Origin of the sequence: Kribbella sp. NPDC049227 (assembly GCF_043197265.1) — a bacterium.
GTDB lineage: Bacteria > Actinomycetota > Actinomycetes > Propionibacteriales > Kribbellaceae > Kribbella.
This window is the reverse complement of record NZ_JBICST010000005.1, coordinates 116,827-130,992: the sequence shown is the minus strand read 5'-3', so window position 1 is coordinate 130,992 and position 14,166 is coordinate 116,827. Positions and strand designations below refer to the sequence as shown.

Sequence of the window (14,166 nt, the reverse complement as noted above, 5' to 3'; positions counted from 1 at the left end):
GCTTGAGTGGGTGTCCAAGACTTCTTTCAGCCGTGGCGATACCCTGAAGGCATCGCCGGACCGGGAGGCTCGATGGATCTGGACCTGCGCAAGTTGCGCTACTTCGTCGCCGTCGCCGACAGGCTGCACTTCGGCCGCGCCGCCGATGAGCTGCATATCGCGCAGCCGGCGCTCAGTCGGCAGATCCGCGCGCTGGAGCAGGATCTCGGCGCCTCGCTGTTCATCAGGGACAGCCACGGCGTAGCGCTGACCGAGGCGGGCCGGCAACTGCTGGACGACGCCGGTCCGCTGCTCGCCTCCGCGCACGCGGTCCGGCGCCGGGTGTCCGTGGCCGCCCGCGGCGGCCGGCGGCTGGCGGTCGGCTTCCGGACCGGCATCCCGGTCATCCCGGCGGCCCGGGCGTTCGAGGCCCAGCATCCGGACGTGGTTGTGGACGTGCAGCGGATGGAATGGGACGACCAGGCCCAGATGCTGCTCGACGGTCGCGTCGACGTCGGCTATGTGCGTCTGCCGATCGACGAGACCGGCCTGCGTGTGACCCCGCTGTACACCGAACCGCTCATGGTAGTGCTGCCCGCAGGCCACCGGTTGGCCGGCAAGGAGGAGGTCACTGAGGCCGACCTGGCCGGTGAGCCGCTGGTCTGGCATGCCGGCCCGAGCACGCAGCCCACCAGGCGCCCGCACCCCGACTCCGGGCTCCGGGTGCGCGGGGTCGAGGAGAAGCTCGAGCACGTCGCGGCCGGCCGGGGCATCTCGTTCGTGGGGCGTTCGGAGACAGTGTTCTACTCGCGTCCGGACATCAGCTACGTACCCATCCCGGAACTCGAGCCCGACCAGGTATGCCTCGCGGTGGCGGCATCACGCACCTCGCCGTTGGCCGACGACTTCCTCACCGCGGCGCGGGCGACGGCCGAGATCACGGCAGAATGTGGGAACTACGAGGCTTATTCTGGCGGTCCGGTCTAAAGCTGCTCGGCGAGGTTCAGGGCCGCCCAGGATTGATGGTCTGACGGCGTAGGGGACGGCTGGGTGTTCATCCGGGGAAAGGGGCGAGTCTGATCGTCACGTCGCTGAGGGCGAAGCGGTGGAGGTACCAGGCTCGGCCATGCGGGACCTGTTTGGCTTCGGCTCGAAACAGCCCGGCGAACTCCCGCTTGAAGCCGACGCGTGGGTAGTCCTGGACGACTGTCGTGCGGACTGCGTCGGGTAGGTGATTGCTGCGCAGCCCGAACACGTCAACTGCCGCACCGGCGGAAAGCAGGAAGGCTTCGGCGCCGGACTCAACACCGACGCCTGGCGTGTGGTGCATCGCAATAGCATTCGTCACGAGCTCGCGTCGTACCTCTGGTACGTCGTGGCGGTCGGTGAAGTCACGCGCCAGTGCCGCGCTGCGAACCGTGAAGTCGACGTCGGGAACCTGGCTCGGCAGGCCGGTGTCGTGAAACATCGCGGCGACGTACAGCAGTTCGTGATCGAACTCGACCTCGTCGAGTGCAGCGATGGCTGCACCCCAGGCGTACGCACGGCGCGAGTGGTTGAGCAACGCCGGTGTCAGGAGGTCCTGAGCAGCAGCCTCGGCCTCTCGTGCCAGCAACGAGTCCGGCGGGACCAGCGCGTCTGGTCCAATCGAGTTCCGGCGCCCCGAATGTGTTCGAGTGGCCATCGCAAGGCGACCGACGACGATGCTGAGGTGGCTGCGCAGTAGTGGCGGGGCGAGCGAGATGCGTTCGCGGACCGTCAACACACCACCCGTGCGCTCGGTCCAACCGATGGATCCGATCGGGGCGTCGATCGCTGGCTGGTTCATGCGAATCTCACCGTTCCTCGATGGTGTCAGAGTAGGGCGTTGGGGGTCAGGGGTGCAGGGCCTCCTGATGTCGCCCCAGCCACCGGCTGTACGCCGTACGCCTCGACACCACCGACCGTAGAGCGGAAACTGCCAGCATGGCCGAGACACCGCTCACCCCGGAGGACGCGGAAGCCAGACCTTCCTGGGTTGGTGATGATGACCGCCTGGAGGTCGTCGTGGTGGGTGCGGGCCAGGCCGGGCTGGCGATCGGGTTCCTTCTGGCACGTCATGGTCGCCGGTTCATCATCCTCGAGGCCGCCGACATGGTGGGTGCAGCGTGGCGGGACCGGTGGGATTCGCTTGCCCTGTTCACGCCACGCCGGTACGACGCACTCCCCGGAGTGGACTTCCCGGGGGATCCCGACGGTTACCCGACTCGTGACGAGGTGGTCTCGTATCTGAAGGCGTACGCGGAGACCAACAAGCTCCCGGTGGTCTTGAACAGTGCCGTCAGGTCACTGACCCAGATCGACGACGGTTTTCAGCTCGAGTGCAGCAGCGGCAGGAGCGTGACGGCCGACCAGGTCGTGGTGGCGACCGGTCCGTTCCAGCTGCCGTTCACGCCGGCGCTGGCCGGAGAGCTCGGTCCTGAGGTCTTCCAGATGCACAGCACGAAGTACCGGCAACCGCGGGACGTCCCGGCCGGGACCGTGCTGGTCGTCGGTGGGGGCAACACCGGTTTCCAGATCGCGACGGAGCTCACCGCCACACACGCGGTCCACCTCTCGGTCGGCTCACGGCAAACGCCGCTGCCCCAGAAGATTCGGCACCGCGACCTGTTCTGGTGGCTCACCAAGACACGGTTACTCACCATGACTGTCGATTCACGTCTCGGGCGCCGGCTGAGCGAGCGGGAGACGCTCATCGGCTCAAGCCCCAGGCAGCTCAGGCGTCTCGGCGTCGACCTGCATCCGAGAGCGGTCAGCGCGTCGAACAACACCGTGAACTTCGCTGACGGCACCCAACTCCGCGTCGACGCAGTCGTCTGGGCAACCGGATACCAGCCCGACTACTCCTGGATCGACGCCCCGGTACTGGATGCCGGAGGACGGGTCCGCCAGCACAGAGGGGTGAGCGACCTTCCGGGACTCTACTTTCTCGGCCTGTACTGGCAACACACCCGCGGCTCGGCGTTGCTCGGCTGGGTGAAGGAGGACGCCGAGTACATCGCCACACAGGTCCAGACCCTGGTCGGCAGCCGCAGACTGCCGCCAGATGCAGCCAATCGTGAACGTTCCGACGCAGGAGAAAGCCAGGGGGAGCCCGATCATGTCGAGCCACAGTGACCACAACGGGATCGAGAATCGCGGAGACTTTCCCACCGACGTACGTGACCTTCCAGAATCCCGACCGTCCGAGATGGTGTCTCTCGCGAACGGGGAAGAGTTCGACCTGCGGATCGCTCCGATGGTCAAACGGCTGGGCGATGCGACTGTGCGCATGCTTGCCTACAACGGATCGGTGCCCGGGCCGACCATGCGCGTCCAGCAGGGTTCGGAAGTGGTCATCAACGTGACCAACGAGGCCGACACCGAGGCCACCGTGCACTGGCACGGGCTCCGGTTGCAGAACGCGTACGACGGGACCCACGAAACCCAGACGCCGATGCAGGTAGGTCAGAGCTTCACCTATCGACTGCAGTTCCACGACCCCGGCCTGTACTGGTACCACCCTCACATCCGCGAGGACTACGGCCAGGAGATGGGCCTGTACGGCAACATCGTGGTCGTCCCCTCGGATCCCGGCTACTGGCCCCCGGTGAACCGGGAGGAGCTGATCACTCTCGACGACGTGTTGCTCGAGAACGGTCAGATCGCGTCGTTCAGCCGCACCGAGACGACGTACGTGGCGATGGGGCGGTTCGGCAACACCATGCTCATCGGCGGGGACGTCACCGTCGAACTGTCGGCCGACCTCGGGGAGGTGGTCCGCTTCTACTTCACCAACACGGCCAACACGCGGGTCTTCAATGTCGGCTTCGACAGGGCCCGGATGAAGCTGGTGGGTGGTGACAGCGGCAGGGTCGAGCAGGAAGCCTTCGTGACTGAGGTGATGCTTGCGCCGTCGGAGCGGATCGTCGTCGACGTACTGTTCGACCAGCCTGGGCTGGTGACACTAGAACACCGGCATCCAGAACGCACCTATCCCCTGGCGACGGTCACTGTTCGCGAGACCCCGGCCGCGCCGGAGCTGAGCAAGCAGTTCGAGGTACGTCGTACCAACGCCGACATGACAGCCGAACGGGATCGGCTGGACCGGTACCGCGATGTGGCACCGGACAAGACGCTCGCGTTCGTGGCTGAAATGGACATGGGTGCACCCGACGGCCCTGTCGTCTACACCTGCCCGATGCACTCCGAAGTCATCACCGCCGACCAGGGCCGGTGCCCGCACTGCGGCATGAAGCTGGTTGCCGTTGCCGCCACCTACACCTGCCCGATGCATCCCGAGGTCGTGAGCGACTCACCCGACCGCTGCCCCCAGTGCGGGATGAAGCTCATGCCGTCGGAACTCGTCAGCCAGGCCCAGGAACACCACGGCGACGAACCCACCCATGCCCAGCACCACGGGACCGACCAGCAGCACGGCCACACGGGCGGTCACGACCATGCGGCGACTGGTGGCATCGAGTGGGAAGACGACATGGTCGACGTCAACCGGATCACCACACCGGCCAACATGCGCTGGAAGCTCGTCGACCGCAGCACCGGTGGTGAGAACCACGCGATCGACTGGCACTTCAAGGTCGGCGATCAGGTGAAGATCAGGCTGGTCAACGAAATGGACTCCGACCACCCGATGCACCACCCCTTCCACATCCACGGCGCCGGCCGCTTCCTCGTCCTGAGCCGCGACGGCACCGCCGAGCCCAATCTCGTCTGGAAAGACACCGTTCTCGTCCGCACGGGCGAAACCGTCGACATCCTCCTCGACGTGACCAACCCCGGCCTCTGGATGGCGCACTGCCACATCGCCGAACACCACGAGAGCGGAATGATGTTCAGCTTCACCGTCGACCCCTAGCCGTCTGCGGCTGCCTGGGGAAGGCCGCGGCCTTCCCCAGGCAGGTGATCAGGTCTGTTGCAGGACGATCATGTTGCCGTCCGGGTCGTGCAGGACGGCTTCGGTGGCCCACGGCTGTTGCTCGGGCGGACCGTCGAACGGTACGCCGTTCGCACTCATCGTCTTGTAGTCCGCGTCCAGATCGTCCGATCTCAGCACCAGGCCTTGCACGCTGCCCGGCGGCATCTGTTCGAACCAGTCGACGAGAGTCAACGAAGCACCACCCCCGCCGGGCGTGACCTGGATCCAGCGCAGGCCCGGAATCGAGTCGTCGTCACGAACGAGCTCGAGGCCCAGCTTGTCGACGTAGAACGCCTTGGCACGGTTCTGGTCCGAGACCGGCACGGACACCACGGCGACGCTCTGTACAGTCATTTCTCCTCCTCGATGAACTGGCGGTTGACCGCCACTTCCGAGGGTCTACCGTGGTTGGCATCGCGAACAGAGCCACCGAATCAGCCTCCGATGAGGCCAGTGGCGGACGAGATCTCTTCGTCGACCTCGTCCTCCGGCGAGGCCACATGCGCCAGTCACTGCGGGAATCCTTGCGGATCGCGATCCAGGACGGCCGGCTGACGGCGGGAACGGTGTTGCCGTCCTCGAGGCGACTCGCCGCGGATCTCGGGGTGTCGCGAGGAGTGACCACCGATGCGTACGAGCAGCTGGCCAGCGAGGGTTACCTCGATGTCAGAGAGCGGGCGGCGCCGGTGGTGGCCGCGGTGCACGCCGCCGCTCCGGCCGCGCCCGATCCGCATGTTCCGGCGTGGCGGTTCGATCTGACCGCGATCACTCCCGACGTCCGGCTCTTTCCGCGCAGGGAGTGGACCCGCGCGGTCGGCAAGGCTCTCCGCAACACTCCCGACGCCGCTCTGGACTACGGCGACCACCGGGGCCGGATCGAACTGCGCACGGCATTGAGCTCCTACCTCGCCAGGGTGCGAGGAGTCCGGGTCGATCCGGGGCGCATCGTCGTGACCCAGGGGTTCACCCAAGCGCTGGATCTGATGTGCCGGGTACTGCTCGCCCGCGGCGCGCGATGGATCGCGGTCGAGAGCCCGACTCACCCTGACCTGGCCGCGGGGATCGAGCAGTCCGGACTGCGCGCGGTCGGCTGTGCGGTCGACTCCGACGGCCTGCGCACCGACGACCTGACGCCGGGCCGGGCCGACGCGATCATGGTCGCGCCGGCCCACCAGTTCCCGACCGGCTCGGTCATGACGTCGCGCCGCCGGGTGGCGCTGCTGGACTGGGCGACCAGCCACGACTGCCTGATCCTCGAGGACGACTACGACGCCGAGTTCCGCTACGACCGTACGCCGCTCGGCGCCGTCCAAGGACTCGCCCCCGGCCGGGTCGTCCATATCGGTACGGCGTCGAAGACCCTCGCACCGGGCGTTCGCCTCGGTTGGATGAGTCTGCCGGCCGGTCTGGTCGACGAAGTGCGCACCCGCAAGGGACTGGCCGACTCGGGCTCACCCGCCTTCGACCAACTCGCCTTCGCCGAGTTCCTGACCAGCGGCGACTACGACCGGCACGTAGCGCGTGCTCGCCAGACCTACCGGCGCCGCCGGGACCGGCTCGTCCGGGCCCTGGCGACAACGCTGCCCGAACTACCCGTCCAGGGCTCCGCCGCCGGCATGCACATCCTGCTCCGGCTGCCGGACAACGCCGACGACATCGCCATCGCCGGCGCTGCGGCATCCCAAGGGATCGGGGTGAAGGCGCTCTCGCCGCTCCAGCTCACCCCGAGCCGGGACCGTGGACTCGTCCTCGGATACGGCCGCCTGCCAGAAACCAAGATCGACGAGGCCACCGCCGCACTAGCGGCGCTGCTCAAGAAGGCCGGCGCCTCGCGAACCTAGTGGCAAAGTCAGCTCGCATTCCTCCAGAACGCACAGCACCGTGCGTGTTCCTTCGCGTCCGCCTACCGTTCCCGGACGGCGTAGGTCAGGTGGGTCACCCTCGGGGAAGGCTCCGCGCGGACCGGCTCCAGGGCGATGCGGCCCGCGTCCACGCCCTCGAACAGGCGGATTCCGGAGCCGCACAGCAAGGGCGACAGCGCGATCGAGAACTCGTCGATCAGGCCGGCGTTCAGGTACTCCAGGATCGTCGCGCCGCCGCCGGCGATGCGGACGTCGCGGTCGCCGGCGGCCACGCGGGCCTGGTCGAGCGCGGCCTCGATGCCGTCGTTGACGAAGTGGAACGTGGTGCCGCCGGGCCGCTCCCAGGGGTCACGCTTCTCGTGCGTCACGACGAAGACCGGCGTGTGGAACGGCGCCTCCTCCGGCCACATCTTCTCTCCGGCGTCGAACATCCGCTTGCCCATCACGCTCGCGCCGGTGCGCTCGAACGTTCCTCGAGCGATGTCGTTGTCCAGTCCTTCCTCGCCGCCTTTTCCGAGCTTGAGGTTCTCCCGGAAGAACCGCTGCCTGAACGCCCACGCCTGCAGTTCCATCCATTGCTTCCCCATCAAGTCGTCGAGGGACTCGGGCGCGATGAAGCCGTCCAGCGACATCGTCACGCTGAAGAACACCTTCCCAGCCATCAGTTCTCCGCTTCTCTAAGTGTTGTTTCGTTCAGGGGTCTCGATCTCGGTGAACGCCTCGAACACCAGCCGGACGGGGTCAGCCGGCGTTGGCGAGCAGCTTGCCGATCGCGTCGAGCAGGCCGGCGGTGCCGGACTCGCGACCGGCCGCGGCCTCCGGCCCGGGACCGTGCACACCGTCGAGGTGGACGCCCTGCTCGGTGAACGTGAGCCGGGTCCCCGGGCCGGCGCCGCCGTCGGTGGGCTCGAACACGATCGTGCTGATCGACGTCGACGCGTGCACCCCGTCGAGCCACATGTCGTAGGTGTAGACGATGCGCTCGTTGGGCGTGATGTCGGTGTACGTGGCGCGAAACTGGGACAGCGGGCCGTCCTCGCCCAGACGCCCGTCGTCGATCGCCACGCCGCCGACCCGGAACTCGTCGGAGCGCTCGACGTAGAGGAAGTCGTCGCTGCCGAACCACTTGCGCTTGATCTCGGGGTCGGCGAAGGCGGCCCACACGCGGTCGATCGGGACCGGGTACTCGCGCTCGAGAACGAACGTGGCGTGGGTCTGGGTGCGGTCGGTCATGTCATTGCTCCTGTGTCGGGTCATGGTTGGTGAGGTAGTCGCCCAGGCGGTCGAGCCGGCGTTCCTGCGGGCGGCGGTGCGCCACGATCCAGGCGTTGGCCGGGACCAGCGCGTCGGGTACGAGTTGGTATGTGCGCACCCGGCCGACCTTCTCGGACGACACGATCTGCGCCTCCTCCAGCACCCCGAGGTGCTGGACGACGGTGGGCAGCGCCATGCCGAACGGTTCGGCGAGCTGGCTCACCGACGCCGGCCCCTGGACCAGCCGGGCGACCATCGCCCGGCGGGTGCCGTCCGCCAGTGCGCGGAACATCCGGTCGAGCTTGGCGTCGCCGTCGGCCCCGTCCGAATACTTAGGCATATACCTAAGTATGTGTCCTGGGGTGAGGATGTCAAGGGGCCCCAGCGCGACCTCGGCCGCCTGCCGGCCAGGAGGCTAGTGTGCGATCGGCGACCCGTCGTCCGGCTGCACGACGACGAGGTGGTCGCGGGTGGACCTCGGCAGCGGGTGCGGCAGCAGTCCCCGTTCAGCCAGCTCCTCGACCGACTTGAACGGCCCACGATAGGTCCGGTCGACCACGATCAGGACCGCGTGCTGCAGCGATATGCCGGGGACCGCGGCCAGAAGCTCCGTCGGCACATGGTTCGGGTCGACCAGACCGCCGTCGTCGAACGTCCGCGGGAGGTCGGGGCGGCCGATGCCGAGCCGCTGCGCGTACAGCGGTGAGCGAGCCGCGATCTCGCGCGCGACGCGCCGGTGTTCCTCGGCAGGGTCGTGGTCGGCGGCGGAGGGTGCCGGGGCAACGATCACGGCCGCCTGGGCCGAGCAGAGGAGGAAGGGAAAGATCATCAACGACATGCCGAGGTCGTCGAGGATGCCGCTGAAGTCTTCCGGGCTTTGCGTGAACATCACCACGCCGGTCCACTGCAGAGCGAAGTACCCGACCGCGCATGCACCCAGGAGACGGCTACGGCGGCGCCAGGCGAGCACAGCCATCATCGGACCGCAGGCAAATCCCCAGGTGACGATCGGCAAGGCGGCCGCGAGGACCTTCAGCAGGATGCGTTGCAAGCGAGTGCGTCGAGGGACGCTGGGCACCTGCGGCCAGGAGACCTGAAGCGGACCTGACGGAGGTGCGGCGTCGCTCGCCGGCTGTGGTGTTGCCGCTTCAGGCCGTGGAATCCGTCCTCCGGGTGGCTCGTCATCCTGGAGCAGGCGGGCGTGAAGGCGTTGCAGCACTTGGCCGGGTTCGATCCCGTACTCCCCCACCAGCAGTCGCCGGGTCTCGTCGTACGCCGCAAGCGCTTCCGTACGCCGGCCGCTGAGGTCGAGAGCCTCCATCAGTACGGCGCGGAGTCGCTCACGCAGTGGGAACTCCTCGATCTGCGCTGGAAGGGACTCGAGCAGGGCATCGAGTCGTCCCAGCTCCAGCAGGACCTCCGCGTAGTCTTCCAACGCGGACGCCCGATCATCCCTCAAGCGGTCGCGGACGGCATCGAAGAAGGACCCGGCCTGCAAGCCGGCCAGGGGTTCACCTCGCCAGAGTCCGAGCGCTGCCTGCAACTCCGTCGCTGCCGCCTCGAGGTCGGCGCCGGCTCGCAACTCACGTGCTCTACTGATCCGGGCGGCGAACTCGTCGAGGTCGGAGCCGTTCGGTGCGACTGTGAGCCGATAGCCGGAAACCGTCAGGTTCAGCACCTGCCCAGCACTCCGCGGAGCCCTGTCCGGATCGAGAACCTTCCGCAGACCCGCGACGTACTTCTGTACGACGTTGGGCCCGTTGTCCGGCCGTCCGTCGTCGGGCCAGACAGCCTCCAGAATGCGGTCCGGCGGTACTGCCGAATTCGCCGACAGGAGCAGGGTCGCCAGGACGGCCTGCTGCTTGCTGGGGCCGAGCTGTAGCGGGAGTCCGTCGCGGCTCGCTCGCAGTGGACCCAGTACGTCGAAGCGCAGACCCGCGCCTGCCGCCGGTGGGAGCAGGTCCGGGGAGTTGTTCAGGAGGCGTGTGTGAAGGGCCTGGAGCCGCGGACCGAGGGTTTGGTGATGGGACTTGAGCAGCTGGGTAGTGGCGCGGTAGACGTCGAGCGCCTCGGCTTGGCGGCCGGTGCGATAGAGAGCAATCAGGTGGGCGGCGTGGAGGTCTTGGCGCAAGGGATGGCGGCCCAGCAGGCCGGTGAGTTCGGGCAGCAGGCTCAGATGGCGGCCGAGATCCAGTTCCAGGTCGGCCCAGCTCTCGGCTGCGGCTGCATGGCGAGTCTCAAGCTCCCGGCGCGCCGCGTCGAAGACGGGACCGCTGAGTCCGGCCAAGGCCTCGCTGCCGCGCCAGAGGTCCAAGGCGCTGCGGAGGGTGGCAGCCGCCTGCTCGAGGTCTCCCATGGTCCGGAGTTGCCGGCCCTGCCGGACAAGCTCGTCGAAGAGGTCGGTGTCGGTGCTGCCGGCCGCGAGAGTGAGGACGTAGCCGCCGGCGGTCAGGGCCAGGAGATCTCCGCTGCTGCGTGGTGCGCGATCTGGTTCGAGGACCTGCCGCAGACCCGCGACGTACTTCTGGACGACGTTGGTGCCGTTGCCCGGCGGCTCGCCTTGCCAGACGACGTCGATGATGCGCGCGATCGGGACAGGCCGGTTCACTGACAGCAGGAGCGTCGCGAGGACCGCGCGCTGCTTGGCTGGACCCAGGTCGAGCACCCGGTCGTCCCGCCGAGCCTGGAGCGGTCCGAGCAGCTCGAACCGGACTACGCCCACCACCGCACCCCCCAACCCTGCGCGCCGTGCCGAACAACACCCGTCGCAGCGGCTGCGCAGGTCCGGCAGTGGGACGGCAGTCTATCCGGCAGTGGGGCCGCAGTAGACGGCAGCGGGACCGCAGTACGCCGTACCAGAGTCGATCTCGTCACCGCCGGACGTCACCGGCGGTCCACCACCTGCGCCGGACGTCACCGGCGGACGAGAAAGTGAGTACTTCCTCATGTTCTTCCCCTGGAATCGAGTCGGCGCCTGGGCCGGCACTACGCTGCTGGCCGCAGTACTCGTCGGCTGCGGCCCCACCGACGAGGCCGGCACCACCCCTGCCACCACCACCCCTGCAGCCACCACTTCATCGAGCACCCCGGCCGCCTCGGCAAGTCCGTCGGCCACCGTAACGCCGCCCGCGCCGCCTGACCTGTCCACACTGCCCGCCAAAACCCTCCTTGCCCGGGCGAAGGCAGCAGCAAGCGCCGCGCCGGGGGTGAGGGTCAAGGGCCTCCTGGTGGACAGCACAGGAGACCTTCGGCTCGACCTGCAGCTCAGCAAGGGCGGCGGCCAGGGTGCCTTCCTCCTGGCCGGTCTGCCGATCACCTACCGCGTCATCGGCAAGGACGTCTACATGCTCATGTCGGAGGCAACCATCCGCGCCATGGCCAAGGCGGACAAGGCCAGCAAGGCTGAGACGAGCGCGATGCTCTCCCTGTTGAAGGGAAAGTGGATCAAACCGTCCAAGATTGACGCCGAGGGGCGGACTCTGATCGACATGACCAAGCAGGACACCTTCTTCAAGGGCTTCTTCGCAGAGATCGGCCGCCCGACGAAGACCGGCAAGAAGATGGTGGACGGCGTCCTGTCGGTCGGGCTGGTGGCACAGGGTGCCACTCTCTGGGTCGACACCCGTACCGCGCGGCCGGTCCGCTTCCAGAACGGTGGCGGCCGCGACTTCATGACCTTCACCGACTACGGCCGCGTTCCCGCACCCAAGGCGCCGCCCGCCGGCCTGATCGTCGACGGGAAGGGCCTGGGGATCTGAACGGACTTGGCGGTCGCAGCGCCGAGCCAACCTCGACGAAGGGCCAGTGGACCTTCTCAGGGGAAGGAGGAGGGGCCCGGTTGACGACCGGGCCCCTTCGTTCGTCTCCTCGCCACGGCGGTTGCCGGCGAGCCGAGTCGACAAGGCTTTGGTCGCCGGTTTCAGAGAGTGGAAATCCGGCGCTCCATGCGCTGCAGCGTGGCGTCGGAGATCTCGACCCCCCAGCCGGGGCCGTCGGACAGGACGACCTCGCCGTCGCGGGCGACCGGGAACGGCTCGTAGACCCGCATGTTGGAGGCGTCTTCGATGGTCCACTCGTGAAAGAGGTTGCAGGCCGGCATCGCCGTCACCAGATGCGCGGTGAAGATCGCCGTCAGTGACCTCCCCGACGAGTGCGGGACACACGGGAGCCCGGCAAGGTTGGCCAGATCCGCAACCTGCCGGGCCCGCGTGATGCCGCCGATGTAGCAGACGTCGGGTTGGATGACGTCGGCCATGCCGTCCTGGACGATCCGTCGCATGTTCTCGACCGAGAACTCCTGCTCCCCGAGTCCGACCGGGATGTCGAGGGTCGCTGCGACACTGCTGGCGTTCTCGTACTCCCAGAACGGCACCGGCTCCTCGAAGTGCAGACAGTCGTAGTCCTCGAGCAGTCGCCCGACCCGGACCGCCTGACCCGGGGAGTAGGCACCATTGGCATCCGCGCTGATCTCGATGTCATCGCCGAGTTCCTTGCGCAACAAGGGAACCAGCCGCCAGGTCCGGCCGGATCGCGACTCCGCATCGCGGCCGTTGCGCTCGCCGATCTTGACCTTCACCGCGCGGAACCCGTGCGCGGCGACGGCGGCGACGATCCGGTCGACCTCCTCCTCCGGCGTCGTGTCGCGACGCATGGCCGAACCGTAGACAGGCACCGACGGCCGGAATTTTCCACCGAGCAACTGGTAGACCGGCTGGGACTTCGCCTTGCCCACCAGGTCCCACAGCGCGGTGTCCACACCGGCCAAGGCCCGGAACAGGAAGCTGCCGAAGTACTTGTACTCCGCACGCGCGCACTCCTCGGCCAGGGTCATGACGTCGAACGGGTCCCGGCCCAGATAGTTCCGCGCGACCAGAGTGTGCAGCACCTCCCCGGTGATCCGGGCCTCGGAGTGCGCCGTCTGCCCGTACCCCACCAGCCCGTCGTCGGTACGGACACGGACGATGCAGCCATGGCCGTCGAACGTCTCGATCGAGGTGATCTTGGTCAAAGCGACTCCGCCCGTGCCGGCAGCTTGTAGAACGCGCGCGCGTTCTCCGTGTAGATGCTGTCCCGCTGCGCCGCGGGCAACCGGACCTGGAAGGCGTGCGCGGGATGGTCGAAGTCCCAGTGCGGATAGTCGGTGGAGAACATCACCTTGTCGGTCCCGCCGAGGTGTTCGAACACCTTGTGCAGGTCGGCCGGACGATGCGGTTCCTCGATCGGCTGCGTCGTCGTCCAGAAGTGCTCGCGCAGGTACTCCGACGGCCGGCGACGTACCTGTGGAACCTCGGCGCGGAAGCGCTGCCAATGGGTGTCCATCCGCCAGGCCAGGGACGGCAGCCAGGCGAACCCGCCCTCGATCAGCGCGATGCGCAGGTTCGGGAGACGCTCGAAGATCCCGCCGAAGATCAGGCTCGCCACGTGCGCCTGGAACGCCGCGGACATCCCCGCGTGATCCTCCAGGTAGAACGACGGCCAGCCCGCGGCGCTCATCGGAACGCCCCGGACGCCACCGCCGTAGTGAATGCCGACGGGCAGATCGTGCCGGGCGGCGGCCTCGTACATCTTCCAGTAGCGGCGGTCGCCGAGCGGCGCGGCACTGCGTGCGACCAGCAGCACCTGCACGAACCCCGGATGACCCGCGAGCCGCTCGATCTCGGCGACCGCCTGCTCGCTGTGCTCCGCCGGCACGATCATGCCCGCTCGCAGCCGCGGCTCCGGCTCCAGCCACTCCTTGATCTGCCAGTCGTTCGTTGCCGCCGACAACGCCGCGGAGAACTCCGGATCGAGCTGGCTGCCGGAGCCGCTGAGCGGACCGAGGATTCCGAACTCGACGTTCAGCCCGTCGAGATGTTGTTTCTGCATGAACCCCAGATCGGCACCGGCGGGCAGTCCGGACGGCGGAAAGGCGTCGTACCGGGCCGGCGATCCCTTGGGATACACGTTGCCCGAGTGCTGGCGCGAGCCGAAGGTCTTCAGATGGGTGAGCCAGCGATTCGAGAGGTAGGGCTCCAGGGCTCCGGGTGCCATCACGTTGTGGATGTCGCAGTCGATGATCATCTGCTTCGCGGCGGTACGGCGTACGGCCCGCGGCTGTGTCTGTGTCTGTGTCATGTC

13 protein-coding genes are annotated in these 14,166 nt (G+C 67.8%); 5 read left to right on the top strand and 8 right to left on the bottom strand.

Annotation, left to right across the window (positions count from 1 at the left end):
* Positions 1-72 precede the first annotated feature (72 nt).
* Positions 73-966: a LysR family transcriptional regulator gene (locus ACGFH6_RS22775; protein WP_393387071.1), complete on the top strand. Its 894-nt coding sequence runs from the start codon at positions 73-75 to the stop codon at positions 964-966.
* Positions 967-1,033: 67 nt separating this feature from the next.
* On the opposite strand, the gene ACGFH6_RS22770 is transcribed toward ACGFH6_RS22775, so the two are convergent.
* A complete protein-coding gene (locus ACGFH6_RS22770; RefSeq protein ID WP_393387068.1) occupies positions 1,034-1,807 on the bottom strand; it encodes an HD domain-containing protein in 774 nt (257 codons plus the stop codon).
* Positions 1,808-1,944: 137 nt separating this feature from the next.
* On the opposite strand from ACGFH6_RS22770, the gene ACGFH6_RS22765 reads away from it, so the two are divergent.
* Positions 1,945-3,135, top strand: coding sequence for a flavin-containing monooxygenase (locus tag ACGFH6_RS22765; protein ID WP_393387065.1), 1,191 nt, complete (start codon positions 1,945-1,947; stop codon positions 3,133-3,135).
* A complete protein-coding gene (locus ACGFH6_RS22760; protein WP_393387062.1) occupies positions 3,119-4,873 on the top strand; it encodes a multicopper oxidase domain-containing protein in 1,755 nt (584 codons plus the stop codon). The genes ACGFH6_RS22765 and ACGFH6_RS22760 overlap by 17 nt, the downstream gene beginning before the upstream one ends.
* A 48-nt stretch (positions 4,874-4,921) precedes the next feature.
* Here the strand turns inward: ACGFH6_RS22760 and ACGFH6_RS22755 are convergent, their stop codons facing one another.
* Positions 4,922-5,287, bottom strand: coding sequence for a VOC family protein (locus tag ACGFH6_RS22755; protein ID WP_393387060.1), 366 nt, complete (start codon positions 5,285-5,287; stop codon positions 4,922-4,924).
* 146 nt (positions 5,288-5,433) lie between these two features.
* Here ACGFH6_RS22755 and ACGFH6_RS22750 point away from each other — a divergent pair, with 146 nt between their 5' ends.
* Positions 5,434-6,774 (top strand): PLP-dependent aminotransferase family protein, encoded by a 1,341-nt coding sequence (locus tag ACGFH6_RS22750; RefSeq protein ID WP_393387057.1) that lies wholly within the window; start codon positions 5,434-5,436, stop codon positions 6,772-6,774.
* A 62-nt stretch (positions 6,775-6,836) separates the two neighbouring features.
* Here the strand turns inward: ACGFH6_RS22750 and ACGFH6_RS22745 are convergent, their stop codons facing one another.
* The 4 genes from ACGFH6_RS22745 to ACGFH6_RS22730 form a co-directional block, all read right to left on the bottom strand.
* A complete protein-coding gene (locus tag ACGFH6_RS22745; protein ID WP_393387055.1) occupies positions 6,837-7,457 on the bottom strand; it encodes a dihydrofolate reductase family protein in 621 nt (206 codons plus the stop codon).
* A 79-nt stretch (positions 7,458-7,536) separates the two neighbouring features.
* The gene (locus ACGFH6_RS22740) at positions 7,537-8,028 is read right to left on the bottom strand and encodes an SRPBCC domain-containing protein (protein WP_393387052.1); all 492 of its coding nucleotides are present in this window, start codon (positions 8,026-8,028) and stop codon (positions 7,537-7,539) included.
* Between the two features lies 1 nt (position 8,029).
* A complete protein-coding gene (locus ACGFH6_RS22735; protein WP_393387049.1) occupies positions 8,030-8,389 on the bottom strand; it encodes an ArsR/SmtB family transcription factor in 360 nt (119 codons plus the stop codon).
* 75 nt (positions 8,390-8,464) lie between these two features.
* The gene (locus ACGFH6_RS22730; protein ID WP_393387046.1) at positions 8,465-10,771 is read right to left on the bottom strand and encodes a BTAD domain-containing putative transcriptional regulator; all 2,307 of its coding nucleotides are present in this window, start codon (positions 10,769-10,771) and stop codon (positions 8,465-8,467) included.
* Between the two features lie 223 nt (positions 10,772-10,994).
* On the opposite strand from ACGFH6_RS22730, the gene ACGFH6_RS22725 reads away from it, so the two are divergent.
* Positions 10,995-11,807: a hypothetical protein gene (locus tag ACGFH6_RS22725; RefSeq protein WP_393387043.1), complete on the top strand. Its 813-nt coding sequence runs from the start codon at positions 10,995-10,997 to the stop codon at positions 11,805-11,807.
* 161 nt (positions 11,808-11,968) lie between these two features.
* On the opposite strand, the gene ACGFH6_RS22720 is transcribed toward ACGFH6_RS22725, so the two are convergent.
* Both ACGFH6_RS22720 and ACGFH6_RS22715 read right to left on the bottom strand, forming a co-directional pair.
* Entirely contained in the window at positions 11,969-13,057 is a 1,089-nt protein-coding gene (locus tag ACGFH6_RS22720) for a mandelate racemase/muconate lactonizing enzyme family protein (protein WP_393387040.1), read from the bottom strand.
* Positions 13,054-14,163, bottom strand: a complete 1,110-nt coding sequence (locus ACGFH6_RS22715) for an amidohydrolase family protein (RefSeq protein ID WP_393387037.1) — start codon at positions 14,161-14,163, stop codon at positions 13,054-13,056. The genes ACGFH6_RS22720 and ACGFH6_RS22715 overlap by 4 nt, the downstream gene beginning before the upstream one ends.
* Between the last annotated feature and the right edge of the window lie 3 nt (positions 14,164-14,166).

Excerpts from the sequence above, each read along its gene's own strand:
- ACGFH6_RS22775 (WP_393387071.1), top strand. The coding sequence starts at position 73 with ATGGATCTGGACCTGCGCAAGTTGCGCTACTTCGTCGCCGTCGCCGAC.
- ACGFH6_RS22770 (WP_393387068.1), bottom strand. The coding sequence starts at position 1,807 with ATGAACCAGCCAGCGATCGACGCCCCGATCGGATCCATCGGTTGGACC.
- ACGFH6_RS22765 (WP_393387065.1), top strand. The coding sequence starts at position 1,945 with ATGGCCGAGACACCGCTCACCCCGGAGGACGCGGAAGCCAGACCTTCC.
- ACGFH6_RS22760 (WP_393387062.1), top strand. The coding sequence starts at position 3,119 with ATGTCGAGCCACAGTGACCACAACGGGATCGAGAATCGCGGAGACTTT.
- ACGFH6_RS22755 (WP_393387060.1), bottom strand. The coding sequence starts at position 5,287 with ATGACTGTACAGAGCGTCGCCGTGGTGTCCGTGCCGGTCTCGGACCAG.
- ACGFH6_RS22750 (WP_393387057.1), top strand. The coding sequence starts at position 5,434 with ATGCGCCAGTCACTGCGGGAATCCTTGCGGATCGCGATCCAGGACGGC.
- ACGFH6_RS22745 (WP_393387055.1), bottom strand. The coding sequence starts at position 7,457 with ATGGCTGGGAAGGTGTTCTTCAGCGTGACGATGTCGCTGGACGGCTTC.
- ACGFH6_RS22740 (WP_393387052.1), bottom strand. The coding sequence starts at position 8,028 with ATGACCGACCGCACCCAGACCCACGCCACGTTCGTTCTCGAGCGCGAG.
- ACGFH6_RS22735 (WP_393387049.1), bottom strand. The coding sequence starts at position 8,389 with ATGCCTAAGTATTCGGACGGGGCCGACGGCGACGCCAAGCTCGACCGG.
- ACGFH6_RS22725 (WP_393387043.1), top strand. The coding sequence starts at position 10,995 with ATGTTCTTCCCCTGGAATCGAGTCGGCGCCTGGGCCGGCACTACGCTG.
- ACGFH6_RS22715 (WP_393387037.1), bottom strand. The coding sequence starts at position 14,163 with ATGACACAGACACAGACACAGCCGCGGGCCGTACGCCGTACCGCCGCG.